Below are 14,494 nucleotides of genomic sequence, written 5' to 3' on the forward strand. Positions count from 1 at the left end.
GACGCCCGGGCAGCGCGGCGGGACAGCCGGACACCGCGCAGAACCGGGCCGTGGAGCGGGACATGAGAGAGGCGAGCGAGCGCAGCGCGACGTGATGCCGCGCGGCCCGGTCTCCTCCAAGGGCATTCTCCTCGAGAGGTGGGTGTTTCCTGACGCCTCGCGTCAGCCCTCCCGTGTTCCCGACGGTTCCGGCGCACCGAGGACCGCGTCCCGTTCCTCGTTCGTCAGGGGCGGCTCGGTCAGCGGGGGCCGACGCGGGCGCTCAGCTCGCCCACGAGGGGATGCCTGACGTCGCGCGCGAACGTTTCGAACTCCTCGGCAGAGCCAGGAAGATCTCGGATCTGTCGGACGGGCGGCATACTCTGAGCCCCGTCCGCACTGTCTGGGGGGAGAGTCATGACAAGTAGGTTCACCGAGTTGGCCGTTGACTGCCACGATCCGGAGATGCTCGCGGCCTTATTGGAGGTCAGGAAGCGACCTTGATGAAGACGTCATCGAACGGGTTGGTGCTCTTGGCGGGGGTGGCGGACATCGGGACGTGCCAGGCAACGTTGTTGAATCCCGCCTTCTCGAGGCACACATCCCTGCCACTGAGCTTTACGGTGCTTCCACCACTGTGGACTGCGACGGCGTTGATAGCGGTGTTGCTGCCTGCCGCCGGTCGGGTATAGACCGCACTGCCACTGTCACCTGGTTCCGAGCACAGATCGCTCTGGATCACACCGTTCACCTGTGCACCCGGCTTGATTATGTTTCCTGCCGAGTCCTTCACCTCTCTATAGGTGACCCGGGTGTTCACGAGAGTCACCTTCCCGCAGGTCGTGCCGGTGGTTATGCCGTGCTTGCAGATATCCAAGCCGACCGTCGGTGCGGTGATTCCCCGGACCGGGTGGGTCCCGTTGTCGCTAATGACCTGGGGCAACGCGTCGTTGGTGTCGGGGCTGGCGTTGAGGGCGTAGATTCCCCAATCGGACGGGCCGAAATTAAATGAGTGCCCGGTTGACGGCACCGAGCCGATCAGGGCGGTCTGCCGGTTGGCTGTTACTCCGGCGGTGAAACAGTGTCCAGCGGTTATGAATCCTGACTGGCCGTTGGCGAGCCCGACAGCGAAACCCGCCGTGCAGGACCCAGAACCGAGGCCGCCGATCGACGCACCGCCGCTCGCGTTGACATGCGAGGCCGGCGCCGAAGCTTCCTGGACGGTTACCGTGACGTCATCACCGAATTGGAGCGCTTCCTTCGCAGCAGCCGACAGACCCTCTGGGACGAAGAGGTGCACACCGATCTTTTCCGCAACTGGATCGATACCGACCGAGAAGCCGTCCAGCCCAGGAATGTCGGCGGCATTGACAAGACCGAAGACCTCGTCGCGCCGACTGGCATCAGCCTTTACAGTGTTAGCGGTACTGGCGCTGCCGCTGTCCTCGTTGGCGATACCGATGCCGGCGACGCCGAGGACGGTGAGCAGCCCGAGCCCGAAGGCGGCGGCCTTGAGAGGCCGAGGACGTCTGGCGTGAGAACCTTTGGGGGGCATGAGTGGTTGCAATCCTTACAGGAATTGGCGCGGACCGGAATGATCGGTCCTGAGGTGGATGGCTAGTTGGCCTGGGGCCCGGTGGTGGCGCCCAGGGCGGCCTCGAAGACCGCGTCGGCCATGGCCGCGTGGCCGTTCGCGTTGGGGTGGTAGGCCGCCCCGGTGTCCAACTGCGCGATTGCGTCGCTCACCTGATTGATCCACAGATCGCCGGTGTCACACACTCGGTGGCCGTTGAAGAGGTCGTCCGGATCTGCGTACTGAACCCGATCGCTGGCCTCCGCCACCTCGCGGATCAGGTCGTTCATCGTCTCTTGAAGGCCTCTCATACGGTCCCGGTTGTCTTCCGAGATGGACAAGGCGCCGCAACTTCCGGTGGCGAAAATTTTCGGGTACCCGGAAATGACGATGTTGGCGACCAGCGCCCTCTCGCGTATCTGAGCGAGGAGGTCGGTGAGCGGCTGCCGCAGCGTCGAAATTTGCGGACTGGCTTCGTTCAACGCTTGTGTGCAGACCGCCGAACCGTTCAGGACACAGGTTCTCGCGACGTCGGCGAAGTGCACATCATTTCCACCAATAGTGATGGTCACCATTTCGACAGAGCCTGTTACGGAGCCGAGTTGGTCGTCAATGACATCCTGTATCTTCGCCCCGGTGCACGCCCGGTTGAACATGCTGGACGACTTGGACGGCTGCTGAGTGGCCACGTACTTCGCGAAGAATTCATTCGGATAGGCCAAGTCGTTCCTCTTGCAAGTGGTGTTGACAGTCCCCGTGTAGGTGCTGCTCGCGCCGTGGCCAGAGGAGTACGAATCTCCGAGTGCGACGTAGTCGAGCGTGCCGTCGATGGTACTGTCTTCGGCATTCGCCGTGAACACGACGACGCCCGACAGTCCGACTGCCGCCAATCCGGCGAACAGCCGGAGCTTGAATCGCCGCTTGTTACGTGATCTATCGCCTGCCATCCGTGATCTCCTCACTCTCTCAACGGGACCTTCGAATCGCGACGACGGTTTCCAAAGCGATTTCCGTGAAGGGAATACGGAATCTAGAACCGATACGACCTCGGCGACCAGGGTCAAACGTCCCTACTCGCCGGTTACTTATGCGGATTCGAGGGTGATGCCGGACACATGACGACATGAATGCCGGATGTATGAGGATTTGAGGAACCCCGCACGCGGCCTGTGGCAGGCAGTCGGCGTCTCCGGCGGGAATCACAGTGAGGTGACTGTCCTCATGGCACGTGCCACCGGCGTTGAACGCCCGCCGTGGGCTTGCTGTGAGTCCTCAGAAAAAAATCACAGGCGCGGAACAGTGAGCTCTTTCCAGCCTGCTGACGGGTCAGGTGGTTGGGGTCCGGCCGTACTCAACGACGAAGCTCCCGGTGGACGGGTTCACGACCAGGACCACCCATGCTCGCCAGGAGTTTCGCCTGCTTGTCCACCCGTCATCGACCGGCCTGTCCGGTCGCACCCTGCGATGCCTGACCGGACAACTCGCCTCCCGGCACCGGGAGAACAAAACCCGGTGGCGATGCCTCGCAGCCGGCCGTCAGGCCCCGCTCGCCCCGGCCCGTCCGCGCTGCGCTGACATTCCCCCAGCCTCCGGCCGGGGGTACCCCAACGCCCGGCTCGCCGCCGGGTCCGGTATCGGCAGCGCGACCATGTACCGCCCTCGCCCACGGACATCCGCCTGTGGTGCCGCGCGACCGGCGCCACCGACCAGGACCCCGACCTGATCGCCGCCTCCCAGCACGCGGAGTCGCTCTACCGCGAGTTGCGACAGCGCGTGCGCTCAGGCCTGCGCAAGCTCCAGGACTCCTACACCGCGGTTATGAGCGCGTCCCCTCAGCCGAGCAGGTCCAGGACCGTCGTCATGGACCGGTTCTGCAGCAGATAATCCTCGGCTTCCTGAAGATGCACCCGCCACAACTCCTCCGCGGCATCAGCGCGTTGCGCAGCAACCAGGTCGACAAGCGCAACATGAGCGCGGAATCCTCGCCGGTTGGCCCGGATGTTCTCGGGCGTGCCCGCGTCGAGGTCGACGTGTGACCAGTTCGCCTGGTCGATGATGTGCCGGACCATCCCGGTCAGCACGCTCAGCGTCTCGTTGCCCGCAAGCTCCACCACCAGCGCGTGGAACTCCATATGGGCGCGGATGAAGGCCGACGGGTCGTCCATCAGCAGCTCCGCCTCGGCGACCGCGGCACGCAACCGCTCCACGTCCTCGTCCGTGCGCCGCCCGGCGAGCAGTCCGGCGCACGGCGCCTCCAGTACTGTACGGGCGTCGTAGACGTCCTTGAGGGTCGTGCCCCGGTACTCCAGCACCACCCCGGCGTAACGAGCGGCCACCGTCTGTTCGGGAACGTGTACCCGGGCCCCACCCCGCGCACCCCGCCGCACACTGATCAGCGACTCCGACTCCAGCACCCGGAACGCCTCGCGCAGCGTGGGCCGTGACACGGCGAACTCCGCCATCAGCGCCGTCTCGGCAGGCAGCGCCTCCCCCTCCGTCAACTCCCCGCGCACGATCTTGCGGCGCAGCTGCGCCGCCACCAGCTCGGCCATCTTGGGGACCCGTACCGGCGTGTTCGCCACGGTGTCCACCTCCGCCCTCACTCGGTCATCCGGTAGTCAGTCGAGTCCGTCGATCGCGTCTGGTACGAAGTACGGCAGCGTGATCTCGTCGGTGTAGGGGCGGAAGTCCACGCGTACGCGCAGGCCGATGACGACCTTGTCCGGGGTGCCGGCGTCCACGTGGGACAGCAGGGTGCCGCCGTCGTCCAGGTCGATCACGGCGAGCGCGAAGGGGGTGTCGAAGCCCGGGCCCGGCGCCCGGTGCACCACCGTCACCGAGTAGACCGTCCCCCGGCCCACGCTCGGCTCGTAGCGCCAGTTCGGCGACATGCACCCCGGGCAGGCGGGTTCGGGTACGAAGAACCGCAGGTCGCAGGCAGGACAGTACGGGACGACCAGTTCGCCGCGCCGGGCCGACGCCCAGAACGGCTCCGACAACTCCGTCGGCATCGGCACAGGTCTGCCGGTCATCCGGTCCTCCCCAGCACGCTCATCTCGTAATGCTGCGCCCCGGAGCCGGCGTTGCCGACCACGGCCAGCTCCGCGTCCGCGATCTGGTGCACGGCGGTGCCCCGCAACTGCCGTACCGCTTCGACGACTTTGAGCGTCATCTGCTGCGTGCCGTTCCAGGCGTACGCCAGACAACCGCCGTCCGGGTTGACGGGATGCTTGCCGCCCACGGCGATGGCTCCACTCGCGGCCAGCGGTCCGCCCTCGCCCTCGCCGCACAGCCCGAGTGCCTCCAACTGCCGGATGATCTCGAAGGAGTTGGGGTCATAGAGGGAGAAGACGTCCACGTCGTGCGCGCCGATCCCGGCCATCGCGTACGCGCGTGTGGCGGCGTCGCGGCCGAGCATCCCCACCTCACTCAGGAGCGCCGGATTGGCGTACGCGGCCTGGTGGTACTCCATCGCGCCGCCGAGCACGGCGATGGGCGGCTGCGGCAGATCGCGGGCCCGTTCGGCGGTGGTGACCACGAGCGCGGCGCCGCCCTCGCCGACGATGCAGCAGTCGAGGAGGTGGAAGGGGGTGGCGACCATGCGGGAGGCGAGCACGTCGTCGGCGGTGTAGGGGCCGCGGCCGTACATCATCGCTTCGGGGTTGGTGGTGCCGTTGTTGCGGATGATGGCGGCGACCTCGGCGAGTTGGCGGGAGGTCGTCCCGTACTCGTGCATGTGCCGGGCCGCCACCAGTGCGAACTGGGCGATGACATAGCTGCCCCAGACGTCGGTGAACTCCAGCGGTACGCCGGCGCCGACCGGCCCCGCGCCGCGCGAGACCAGCTTGCAGCCGCCGACCACGACGGTGTCCGCGTATCCGGCGCGCACGGCGGCCGCCGCCTTCAGCAGACCCCGGGAGCCCGCGTTGTCCAGCATGGAGTCGCTGGTCCAGCGCAGGTCGCGGCCGAGCATCCGGGCCCAGGAGCTTCCCTCGCCCGGTACGCCGCCCGGGCCCGGCCAGTCGACCTGGGCGCCGTCGATGTCCGACGGCGCCAGACCGGCGTCCGCCACCGCGCCTCGCACCGCTTCGAGGGCGAGATCCATGGCGGTGCGGTCCGGGAGGGACAGCGCCTGTTCGGTGGCGTACACCCCCGCGATGACGGGCGACCGGCGGTCGGTCACGGCCTCACCGTCCCGCGCCGAGCGTGTCGCCGCCGGGGTAACCTCCGCCGCCGAAGCGGGCGTCGAGCGCTTCGTAGTCCTTGGCGTAGCCGCCGGTGCGGGGCAGGGCGTCGATGAACTCCACCGTTTTGGGTTTCTTGTACGAGGCGATCCGGGCCCGGCAGTGCTCGATGATGTCCTCGGCCGTCGCCTCAGCGCCGTCCCGCAGGACCACGACGGCCTTGACGTCCTGGGCCCAGCGCTCGTTCGGGACGCCGATCACGGCGGCCTCCTTGACGGCGGGATGCGACTCGATGCAGTTCTCGACCTCGGCGGGGAAGATGTTCTCGGCCGCTGACTTGAGCATTCGGGTCGTCGTCCCGAGGAAGCTGATCGTGCCGTCCGCCTCCCGCCGCCCCAGATCCGTGGTGTGCCACCAGTCGAAGCGGAAGCGTTCCTCGTTGATCTCGGGCCGGTTCCAGTAGCCGAGATGCACGAGGTCCCCGCGTACACAGATCTCGCCGGCCTCGCCTGTCTCGCACTCCCTGCCGCCGCTGTCCAGGATGCGTACGGAGGTGAAGAGCCCGGGACGTCCGGCGTTGCCGGTGCCGGTCCCGCCGTAGGCGCCGGTGACGGCGAACCCGGTCACCTCGGTCTGGCCGTAACCCCGGCCCTCGCCACCGCCGTTGCGGGTGAAGCGGCTGGTGTCCGTGGGCACCATGCCCTCCCACACCGGTGCGGCGACGCTCGCCCGCAGCTGGGAGAGGTCGTGGCCGGCCTCGCGGTTGAGCGCGACGAGCTGCGCGATGGTGGGGGGCATCAGGTACGCGTGCGTGCAGCGCTCGGCGGCGAGTACCGGGAGCAGTTCCTCGGCGATCACGCGACGGACGACGACGTTCTTTCCGCCGTGCACGAAGGCGGGGATGCCCCAGAACTGGTAGTTGCCGATGTGGAACATGGGCCCGGCGCCCAGGAAGGCGGTCTCCTGGCCGATGTCGCCCATCCAGGCGGCGCTCGCGCCCATCGCGAGCAGATTGCGGTGCGAGAGCATCGAGCCGGACTGCCGTCCGGTGATCGCCGCGGTGTAGATGACCAGGAGAGCGGAATCGGGGTCCACGTCGATCTGAGGGTTCTCGGGCGAGCCGGAGGCGAGGAAGGCCTCGTACGACTCCGCTCCTTCATCATCATGGCGAAGCCACAACGCCCGGTGTTCGCTGCCCAGTTCGGCCCGTGCCTTGGCGACCGTGTCGCCGATCTCCTCGTCCTGCCAGACGATCACGCGCGGGTCGAAGTCCTCGATCGCGTACGCCATCTCCGGGGCGGCCCAGCGCCAGTAGCCCGGGCAGACCATGGCGCCGATCTTCGCGGCGGCACCGAGGAGTTCCCAGATCCGGAACGAGTTCTGGCCCAGCCACAGGATCCGGTCGCCAGGACCGACCCCGGCGCCGGTGAGCGCGTCGGCGAGCCGGTTGGTGCGCTCGTCCAACTCCGGCCAGGTCAGCCGGACTTCGCCGTCGACCAGGGCGATCGCGTCGGGGTAGGAGCGGCGGTGCTCACGGATGAGATCGCCGAACGTCAGGCGGCAGGCACGATTCAATGAACTCACTCCAGAATGTGAGGTTCCTGATCCAGAGGTTCCAGAGGTTCCTGAGGTCCCGTCAGGCACGGCTGATCCCGACGCCCTTGACGCTGATGAACTCCTCAAGCCCGGCCCTGCCGCCCTCCCGCCCGAACCCGCTGATGCCCACGCCACCGAAGGGCGTGGCAGGCGAAGTGATCGGATTGGGGCCGGGGTTGACGTAGACCGTTCCGGCCTTGAGGCGTGGCACGAGCCGGTTGACCCGCGCGATGTCGCGGGTCTGGATGTAGGCGGAGAGGCCGTACTCGGTGTCGTTGGCCAGCGCGAGGGCCTCCTCCTCCGTGCCGAAGGGGGTGATGGCGAGGACGGGGCCGAAGATCTCGCGCTGGGCCAGGTCGCTGCGGTTGTCGACGTCGGCGAAGACGGTGGGGGTCACGAAGTAGCCGTCGGACTCGATGCGTTCCCCGCCGTGCACCAGCCGGCCTGCCTCGTCGGCGATCGCCTTGTCGATCACGTCCTGGACGCGGTCGCGGGCGGCGGCGTTGACCAACGGGCCGATGTACGTGGTCGGTGCGAGCGGGTCGCCGACGGGCAGGTGGGCCACGACTCCGGCGACGCGCGCGACGACCTCGTCGTAGATGGAACGCTCGACGAGCATCCGGGTGGGCAGCGCGCAGCCCTGGCCGGTGTTGCTCATGGCGAAGGCGGCGCAGTACGGGACGACGCTGTCGAGGTCGGTGTCGGCGAAGAGCAGGTTGGCGGACTTGCCGCCCAGTTCGAACAGGACGGGCTTGAGGCTGCGGGCCGCGGTCTCCATGATGCGGCGCGCGGTGGCGGGTCCGCCGGTGAAGGAGATCTTGTCGATGCCGGGGTGGGAGACGAGGGCCTCGCCCGCGTCGCCGAGTCCGGTGACGACGTTGATGACGCCGTCGGGGATGCCCGCCTCGCGGGCGAGGTCCGCGAAGAGCAGCGCGGAGAAGGGGGTGGACTCGGCCGGTTTGATGACCACGGTGTTGCCTGCGGCGAGCGAGGGCGGGACCTTCATCGCGAGCGAGAGCGCGGGTGAGTTCCAGGTGATGATGTGGCCGATGACGCCGTACGGCTCGGCGATGGTGTACTCGACGTTCTCGTGCGGGCTGTAGGCGGCGCCCACCATGCCCTCGATCTTGTCGGCCCAGCCGGCGTAGTACTCGGTCCAGTCTGCGACGTGCGGTCCGACGTTCTCGGCCCAGCCGCCGATGCAGACGCCGTTCTCCAGTGGGCAGATCGCCGCGAAGTCCTCGATGTGGTCGCGGATCAGCTGCGCGAAGCGGGTGAGCAGCCGGCGCCGTTCGGCCGGGCGCATGGTGCCCCACACCTCGAAGGCCTGCCGGGCGGCGGCCACGGCCTGGTCCACCTCGGCGGGGCCCGCGAGCGGGATGTGGGCCTGGACGAGGCCGGTGGCCGGGTTGATGTGCTCGTAGCGGCCGCCGCTCGTGTCGGTGAGGTCCTTGCCGCCGATGACGAGCCGCGGTCGCGGCAGGTCCTGTTCGGCTCTGTCCTGGTGCAGCTTCACGTCAACCGTGACCACGGATGCCTCCTCGAACCCGTTCGGACGCCCCGCTCTTGCACGTCCTTACACTTCACTTCGCTTAAATAGATAACCTATTTATCGAAAGCGGGCAATGCTTCCGAGCCACCGGGAACAACTCGCAGCCCCACAGGCCCACAGGCTCACAGCCCCAGCGAGCGCCCGATGATCTCCTGCATGATCTCCGAGGTCCCGCCGAACACCCGCTGGACCCGGCTGTCCCGCCAGATGCGGGCGATCTCGTACTCGTTGACGTAGCCGTAGCCGCCGAAGAGCTGCATACAGCGGTCGATGGCCTGCCAGCCCATCTCGGTGGTCCAGTACTTGGCCGCGGCGGCCTCGTCGGCCGTCAGCTCGCCCTCGACCAGCGCCATGATGCAGCCGTCCAGATAGACCCGGGCGGCGTTCAGCTGCGCCCTGATGTCGGCGAGGGCGAAGCGGTTGGCCTGGAACTCCCCGATGGGCCGGCCGAAGGCGGTGCGGTTCTTGGCATACTCCAGGGCCAGTTCAAAGGCCCGCTCGGCGGAGGCGAGCGCGGCGACCGCGATAGCCAGCCGCTCCGTCGGCAGGTTGCCCATCATGTGGTAGAAGCCGCGCCCCTCCTGCCCGATGAGGTTCTCGGCGGGGACCCGGACGCCGTGGAAGAAGAGTTCGGCGGTGTCCTGGGCCTTCATGCCGACCTTGTCGAGCTTGCGGCCGCGCTCGAAGCCCTGGGTGCCGCGCTCGACGACGATCAGGCTGATGCCCTTGTGCCCGGCGTCCGGGTCGGTCTTGCAGGCGACGATGACGAGGTCGGCGAGTATGCCGTTGGTGATGAAGGTCTTGGAGCCGTCGATCACCCACGTATCGCCGTCCCGGCGGGCGGTGGTGCGGATGTTCTTGAGGTCGGATCCGGCTCCCGGCTCCGAGAGGGCGAGCGCGCAGATCGTCTCACCGCTGATCACGCCGGGCAGCCAGCGCGCCTTCTGCTCGGGCGTGGTGAGGCGCATCAGATAGGGCGGGATGACGTCGTTCTGCAGCCCGAGGCCGATGCCGACGGAGCTGGTGGCGTGCATCTCCTCCGCCATGATGGCGTTGTAGCGGAAGTCCCAGAGCCCCTGGCCGCCGTACTCCTCCGGGAACTGCCAACCGATCAGCCCGGCCTTGCCCGCGGCGGCCCACGCCTCCCGGCTCACCTGCCCCTCGCGCTCCCACTGCTCGGCATACGGGGCGCATTCGCGCTGGTAGTACGTCCGGGCGGTGCCCCGGAACAGCTCGTGTTCCGCGGTGAAGATGGTACGGCGCATGCTCGGCTCCACTCGCACATCTCGCTTATTTAGCTGAAGTAGTTATACGATAGCGCTGTATTGGCAGCCAGGCGAGTACCGATCGAGTGGCGAGTGGAGGACATGTGAGCGGACGGGACAAGGTGGCGCTCGTCACCGGAGCGGGACGCGGCATAGGCGAGGCGATCGCCGGCCGGCTCGCGGCGCAAGGGGCCGCCATCGCCGTCTGCGACCTGGACCCGCAGGCCGCCGACAAGGTCGCGGCCCAGCTCACCGAGCGGTACGCCGTCCGCGCCACGGGCGTCGGCGCGGACATCTCCGACGGCACGGCCATACGCGCCGCCGTCGAGCGGGTGAGCACCGAACTCGGCCCGGTGGACGTCCTGGTCAACAACGCGGCCATCGATGTGCTCGGGCGTTTCGTCGACAGCCGCGAAGAGGACTGGGACCGCATCATCGCCGTCAATCTGCGCGGCACGATCACCATGACCCGGGCCGTCCTGGACTCGATGATCGAGCGCGAGAGCGGCCGGATCATCCACATCGCCTCCGACGCCGGCCGCGTCGGCTCCTCCGGCGAGGTCGTGTACTCCGCGACCAAGGGCGGCGTCATCGCCTTCGGCAAGGCACTGGCCCGCGAGGTCGCCCGGCACGGCATCACCGTCAACAGCGTCTGTCCGGGACCGACCGAGACTGCGCTGCTCGGCCAGGTCGCCGAGTACAGCCAGAAGATGTACGAGGCGACCGCGCGGGCGATTCCGCTGCGCCGTATCGCCCAGCCCACCGACATCGCCGGTGTGGTGGCCTTTCTCGCGTCCGACGACGCCGCGTACATGACCGGGCAGACGCTCTCGGTCAGCGGCGGCCTCACGATGGTCTGAAAGGGATGAGCTGATGAGCGTGCTGCGCGTCGAAGTACGCGACCGGGTGGCCGTGTTCACCCTCGACCGGCCGGAGCGGCTCAACGCCATCGGCTCCGAGACCGTCGGCCTGCTGCGGGACGCGCTGGCCGATGTCCGCGAGGACGACAGCGTCCGGGCCCTTGTACTGGCCGGGGCGGGCCGGGCCTTCTCGGCCGGAGCCGACCTCGGGGAGATCGAGTCGTGCACGACGCCCGGGCAGTTCCGCGCCTTCGTGGGCCGGCTGACCGACGCGTACGCCCTCCTGGAGAACTTCCCCAAACCCTCGGTGGCCGCGGTGCACGGCTTCGCCTTCGGCGGCGGCCTGGAGCTCGCGCTCGCCTGCGATCTGCGGGTAGCCGAGCGCGGGACCCGGCTCGGGCTGCCCGAGATGAAACTCGGAGTGCTGCCGGGCGCGGGCGGCACACAGCGGCTGCCGCGACTGGTGCCGCCCGCGATCGCCAAGCAGATGATCCTCACCGGCGAACCGATCGACGCCGAGCGGGCATACGCGCTGGGCCTGGTCAACGAACTGGCCGAGCCCGGTGAAGCGCTCAAGGCCGCCGAAACGCTGGCCGCGCGGCTGGCCGCCGGTGCGCCGCTCGCGCTCGCCGCGGGCAAACGGCTGGTCGACCACGGGCTCGGCATGGACCTTGAGACGGCGATCGCGTACGAGCGCGAGACCGTCTCGGTGCTGTTCTCCACCGAGGACCGGGCCGAGGGGCTGAAGGCCTTCCGTGAGCGGCGGCCCGGGGAGTTCCGGGGGGCGTAGCAGGCAATTTCCGAGATGTGCAGAACCGCTTGTGGAGGTGGGCCGTGCGGCCACTCGAGGGCTTTTCCGTGGTCGAGCTGGGCATGTGGGTGGCGGCTCCGGCCGCCGCCACCATGCTGGCCGACTGGGGCGCGGACGTGATCAAGGTGGAGGCACCGACCGGTGACCCGAACCGCTACACGCTGCGCCACGTGGGCCAGGACATCGACAGCGCACCGCCCTTCGAGACGGACAACCGGGGCAAGCGCAGCGTGGTCCTCGACCTGCGCTCCGAGGACGGGAAGGACGCGCTGGAGCGGCTCCTTGAGCGCGCCGACGTGTTCGTCACCAACCTCCGGCCGGGTGCGTTGGAGCGCCTTGGTCTGGCTCCCGACGACATACGCGTCCGCCATCCCCGCCTGGTCATCGGTACGTTGACGGGGTACGGCTGGGCCGGCGCCGAGCGCGACCGGGCCGGGTACGACGTCTCGGCGTTCTGGGCGCGGCCCGGTATCGCCGCCATGCTGAACCCGGCCGGTGAGCCGCCGCCCGGCATCCGCCCCGGTCTCGGCGACCGTACCGCCGCGGCCAACCTCGTCGCCGGGGTGCTGGCCGCGCTGCTGCGGCGGGCGCGCACGGGCGAGGGCGGCGTGGTGGACGTATCGCTGCTGCGTTCCGGGACGTACGCGAACGGCAACGACCTGGCGCTGCAGAACTTCTTCGGCAAGCGCGGTCGCACCCGGCCACGTACCGAGCACGAGTCCCCGCTCTACAACTCCTACCAGGCGGCCGACGGACGCTGGTTCTGGCTGGTCGGTCTGGAGGGCAGCCGGCACTGGCCCGGAGTCATCAAGGCGCTCGGCCGGGACGATCTGGGCACGGACGAGCGGTTCGCGACGGGCAAGGCCAGGCGTGGCCACGTACGGGAGCTGATCGCGGTCTTCGACGAGGAGTTCGCGAAGCTACCGCTGGCCGAGTGGGCGGAGCGTCTTGACGCGGAGGGCGTGTGGTGGGCGCCGGTGCAGACGCTGGCGGAGGTCTCGGCGGATCCGCAGGCCGAGGCGGTGGGGGCGTTCGTCGAGCAGCCCGGCATGGGCGACGCGCCGCCGCTGCGAACGGTGGCCACGCCCGTCGGCTTCTGGGGTGTGGACGAGAAACCGCGGGCGGGTGCACCGACGCTCGGTGAGCACACCGACGAAGTACTCGGCGAACTGAGCTGACTGAGCTGACAAGCAAACTGATTCAACTGATCCGGAGGTACGGCGTGGGCATCCTCGACGACAAGGTCGCGATCGTGACCGGCGGCGGGCGGGGCCTCGGCCGCGCGCACTGCCTGGCGCTCGCCGAGGCCGGAGCGGCCGTGGTGGTGAACGACCCCGGTGCCGGCGTGCACGGCGAGCAGACCGGCGACTCCCCCGCCGACGAGGTCGTCGCCGAGATCACCAAGCTCGGCGGCCGGGCGATGGCCAACCACTGCTCGGTCACCGACTGGGCGGCGACCGAGGCGATGGTGGCGGACACCGTCGCGGAGTTCGGGCGGCTCGACATCGTCGTGAACAACGCGGGCATCGTGCGCGACCGCATGCTGTTCTCGATGAGCGAGGCCGAGTTCGACGCGGTGATCGCCGTCCATCTCAAGGGCACGTTCGCGCTGACGCGGCATGCGTGCGCGTACTGGCGTCAGGCGTCGAAGCGGGGCGAGCGCGTCGCCGGTCGCGTCATCAACACAACCTCCGGTACTGGGCTGTTCGGCAACCAGGGCCAGTCCAACTACGCCGCCGCGAAGGCCGGGATCGCCGGTCTCACGGTCGTCACAGCACTGGAGATGCGCCGGTACGGCGTCACCGCCAACGCCATCTCGCCGATCGCGACCACGCGGATGACGGAGGGGCTGGCGGTTGGCACACCGCAGCCGACCACCAACGGCTTCGACCCGGGCGACCCCGCCAACGCCTCCGGTGTCGTCGTCTACCTGGCTTCCGACGAGGCGGCATGGCTGACCGGCCAGGTGCTGCGCATCGAGGGCAACCGGCTCAACCGCCTCCAGGGCTGGACGGTGACCGGTGTGCACCCCAGCCGGTCCGGCGAAGCGCTCGCTCCTGATGAACTCGCCGAGGCTGTACCGCAGTTGTACGGCGCCGCTCCCGCGGGCCGGGCCACCGGAGTGGGCCAGTGAAGGCGCGGGGCGGCGACGTCGCGGCGTTGCTGCTGCGCGCGACGCTCGGCCCGATGCTGTTCGCGCACGGCTGGAACAAGGTCGCGGGACCGGGCGGTATCGAGGGGACCACGAGATGGTTCAAGTCGCTCGGGCTGAAGCCCGCGGAGGTGCATGCCCGGATGGCGGCGGGAACCGAGATGGCGGCGGGTGTCGGCCTCACCCTGGGCGCCGCGAACCCGCTCCCGGCCGCGGCGGCCGTCGGCCTGATGGCCGTGGCGGCCCGAACCGACCACCGGGGCAAGGGTTTCTTCGTCTTCAAGGGCGGCTGGGAGTACGTCGGTGTCGTCGGCGGAGCTGCCGTGGCACTGGCCGCGCTCGGCAACGGCCGGTACTCGGTCGACGGGCTGCTGCGGCGCCAACGGGCGGGCGCGGGGCCCGCGTTGCTCGCAGCCGGGGTGGGCGCGGCGAGCGCGGCGGCACTGCTCGCGGTGTGCTACCGGCCCGACGAGAAGCAGGACGAAAAGCAGGACGAGACGGACCAGTGAACAGCAACCAGAT

General features: G+C 68.9%; 13 protein-coding genes. 5 read left to right on the plus strand and 8 right to left on the minus strand.

Going from position 1 to position 14,494, the window contains the following annotated elements:
* Nucleotides 1–466 precede the first annotated feature (466 nt).
* The 8 genes from IEZ21_RS25495 to IEZ21_RS25530 all read right to left on the minus strand — a co-directional run bounded on the left by IEZ21_RS25495 (nt 467) and on the right by IEZ21_RS25530 (nt 10,149).
* Nucleotides 467–1,534: a S1 family peptidase gene (locus IEZ21_RS25495; protein WP_189324218.1), complete on the minus strand. Its 1,068-nt coding sequence runs from the start codon at nt 1,532–1,534 to the stop codon at nt 467–469.
* A gap of 62 nt (nt 1,535–1,596) precedes the next feature.
* A complete protein-coding gene (locus IEZ21_RS25500) occupies nt 1,597–2,499 on the minus strand; it encodes an SGNH/GDSL hydrolase family protein (RefSeq protein WP_246568145.1) in 903 nt (300 codons plus the stop codon).
* 885 nt (nt 2,500–3,384) lie between these two features.
* A complete protein-coding gene (locus IEZ21_RS25505) occupies nt 3,385–4,134 on the minus strand; it encodes a FadR/GntR family transcriptional regulator (RefSeq protein WP_245685196.1) in 750 nt (249 codons plus the stop codon).
* Between the two features lie 36 nt (nt 4,135–4,170).
* Entirely contained in the window at nt 4,171–4,584 is a 414-nt protein-coding gene (locus tag IEZ21_RS25510) for a Zn-ribbon domain-containing OB-fold protein (RefSeq protein ID WP_189324219.1), read from the minus strand.
* Nucleotides 4,581–5,735: a thiolase family protein gene (locus IEZ21_RS25515; RefSeq protein WP_189324220.1), complete on the minus strand. Its 1,155-nt coding sequence runs from the start codon at nt 5,733–5,735 to the stop codon at nt 4,581–4,583. Before IEZ21_RS25515 ends, IEZ21_RS25510 begins: the two co-directional genes overlap by 4 nt.
* A gap of 4 nt (nt 5,736–5,739) precedes the next feature.
* Nucleotides 5,740–7,320, minus strand: a complete 1,581-nt coding sequence (locus IEZ21_RS25520; RefSeq protein ID WP_189324221.1) for an AMP-binding protein — start codon at nt 7,318–7,320, stop codon at nt 5,740–5,742.
* A gap of 52 nt (nt 7,321–7,372) precedes the next feature.
* Nucleotides 7,373–8,863, minus strand: coding sequence for an aldehyde dehydrogenase family protein (locus IEZ21_RS25525; RefSeq protein WP_189324222.1), 1,491 nt, complete (start codon nt 8,861–8,863; stop codon nt 7,373–7,375).
* Nucleotides 8,864–9,006: 143 nt separating this feature from the next.
* A complete protein-coding gene (locus tag IEZ21_RS25530; RefSeq protein WP_189324223.1) occupies nt 9,007–10,149 on the minus strand; it encodes an acyl-CoA dehydrogenase family protein in 1,143 nt (380 codons plus the stop codon).
* 104 nt (nt 10,150–10,253) lie between these two features.
* Here IEZ21_RS25530 and IEZ21_RS25535 point away from each other — a divergent pair, with 104 nt between their 5' ends.
* Genes IEZ21_RS25535 through IEZ21_RS25555 form a run of 5 tightly spaced genes read left to right on the plus strand, consistent with a single transcriptional unit; the run spans nt 10,254 to nt 14,481 of the window.
* Nucleotides 10,254–11,009: an SDR family NAD(P)-dependent oxidoreductase gene (locus IEZ21_RS25535; protein WP_189324224.1), complete on the plus strand. Its 756-nt coding sequence runs from the start codon at nt 10,254–10,256 to the stop codon at nt 11,007–11,009.
* A gap of 13 nt (nt 11,010–11,022) precedes the next feature.
* Nucleotides 11,023–11,799 (plus strand): enoyl-CoA hydratase/isomerase family protein, encoded by a 777-nt coding sequence (locus IEZ21_RS25540; RefSeq protein WP_246568147.1) that lies wholly within the window; start codon nt 11,023–11,025, stop codon nt 11,797–11,799.
* Between the two features lie 44 nt (nt 11,800–11,843).
* Entirely contained in the window at nt 11,844–12,998 is a 1,155-nt protein-coding gene (locus IEZ21_RS25545) for a CaiB/BaiF CoA transferase family protein (RefSeq protein WP_189324225.1), read from the plus strand.
* 44 nt (nt 12,999–13,042) lie between these two features.
* Nucleotides 13,043–13,954: an SDR family NAD(P)-dependent oxidoreductase gene (locus IEZ21_RS25550; protein WP_189324226.1), complete on the plus strand. Its 912-nt coding sequence runs from the start codon at nt 13,043–13,045 to the stop codon at nt 13,952–13,954.
* On the plus strand, nt 13,951–14,481 hold the full coding sequence (locus IEZ21_RS25555) for a DoxX family protein (protein WP_189324227.1): 531 nt from the start codon (nt 13,951–13,953) through the stop codon (nt 14,479–14,481). Before IEZ21_RS25550 ends, IEZ21_RS25555 begins: the two co-directional genes overlap by 4 nt.
* The last annotated feature ends 13 nt before the right edge of the window (nt 14,482–14,494 follow it).

It is taken from the genome of Streptomyces flaveus, from assembly GCF_014647675.1.
Classification (GTDB): Bacteria; Actinomycetota; Actinomycetes; order Streptomycetales; family Streptomycetaceae; genus Streptomyces; species Streptomyces flaveus.

Excerpts from the sequence above, each read along its gene's own strand:
- IEZ21_RS25495 (WP_189324218.1), bottom strand. The coding sequence starts at position 1,534 with ATGCCCCCCAAAGGTTCTCACGCCAGACGTCCTCGGCCTCTCAAGGCC.
- IEZ21_RS25500 (WP_246568145.1), bottom strand. The coding sequence starts at position 2,499 with ATGGCAGGCGATAGATCACGTAACAAGCGGCGATTCAAGCTCCGGCTG.
- IEZ21_RS25510 (WP_189324219.1), bottom strand. The coding sequence starts at position 4,584 with ATGACCGGCAGACCTGTGCCGATGCCGACGGAGTTGTCGGAGCCGTTC.
- IEZ21_RS25530 (WP_189324223.1), bottom strand. The coding sequence starts at position 10,149 with ATGCGCCGTACCATCTTCACCGCGGAACACGAGCTGTTCCGGGGCACC.
- IEZ21_RS25540 (WP_246568147.1), top strand. The coding sequence starts at position 11,023 with ATGAGCGTGCTGCGCGTCGAAGTACGCGACCGGGTGGCCGTGTTCACC.